1 protein-coding gene is annotated in these 1,266 nt (G+C 36.5%); it reads left to right on the forward strand.

Annotated features, from left to right (window positions below):
- Positions 1-10: 10 nt before the first annotated feature.
- Positions 11-1,266 (forward strand): UDP-N-acetylglucosamine 4,6-dehydratase family protein (locus tag AC1DPZ_RS27455; RefSeq protein ID WP_477409492.1); only part of this gene is annotated, 1,256 nt, incomplete at its 3' end.

Genomic DNA, 1,266 nt, shown 5'->3' on the forward strand with positions numbered 1-1,266 from the left:
TATAAAAACAATGCTAATAACATCCGAGGATATAAAAATTGACGGTAAAAGAATAGCTGTTGAAAAATGCGTTGAGCTTGGAATAAAAGTAATAACAGTTCCGCCATCGGATCAATGGATAAATGGTGAGCCAAATTTAAGGCAGTTTAAGGATTTAAAAATAGAAGATCTTTTGGAGCGTAAGCCTATCAACCTTTGCAATAAACATGTTTTAGCTGATATTCAAAATAAAAGGGTTTTGATTACAGGCGCCGCGGGTTCAATTGGTTCGGAGCTTGTTAGGCAAATATTAAGTTACAATCCGGAGTATGTAGTGTTATGTGATCAGGCCGAAACTCCCTTGCATGATATTCAATTAGAAGTTGAGGATAGTACATATGCTGATAAAATCAGAATATTTATAGCAGATATACAAAATGCAAGTAGAATAAGAACTTTATTTGATTTATATAAACCTCAAATTGTTTTTCATGCCGCAGCATATAAACACGTGCCTATGATGGAAAATAACCCTACCGAGGCTGTGTTAACAAATATTTGGGGTACAAAAAACTTAGCAGACATTTCTGTTGAATTTGGCGTGGAGAAGTTTGTGATGATATCAACAGATAAGGCCGTTAGGCCCACAAATATTATGGGAGCCTCCAAGCGCATTGCCGAAATGTATATTCAATCGTTAAACAACGTGCTTTTTGAAAATCATTTTTTCTGTTCGGATCCTGTGTGCGAATCCGTGAATCAAACTAAATTTATCACAACCCGCTTTGGCAATGTACTGGGATCTAATGGATCTGTAATACCAAGGTTTAAAGCCCAAATTGAAAAAGGCGGACCGGTTACCGTTACACATCCCGATATTACAAGGTATTTTATGACAATACCTGAAGCTGTACAGCTTGTACTTGAGGCTGCAGTAATGGGCAACGGAGGCGAAATATTTTTATTTGATATGGGAGAGCCCGTTAAAATAGCCGACCTGGCCGCCAATATGATCAAATTAGTAGGCTTGGTTCCCGGAAAAGACATAGAAATTATTTATACAGGTTTAAGGCCAGGTGAAAAACTATATGAAGAATTGCTTAATGTAGAAGAAGAAGTAATACCTACCTACAATAAGGATATAAAAATTTCAAAAACTATACCAAATAGTTATCCCGAGGTCAATAAGGTGATCAAGGAACTCCTGGAGCTTAATCTGCAAAATAATGTTGATATAATGGTGACAAAAATGAAGACCATCCTGCCCGATTTTATTAGCAATAATTC

It is taken from the genome of Mucilaginibacter sp. P4_G9 (genome assembly GCF_056400985.1).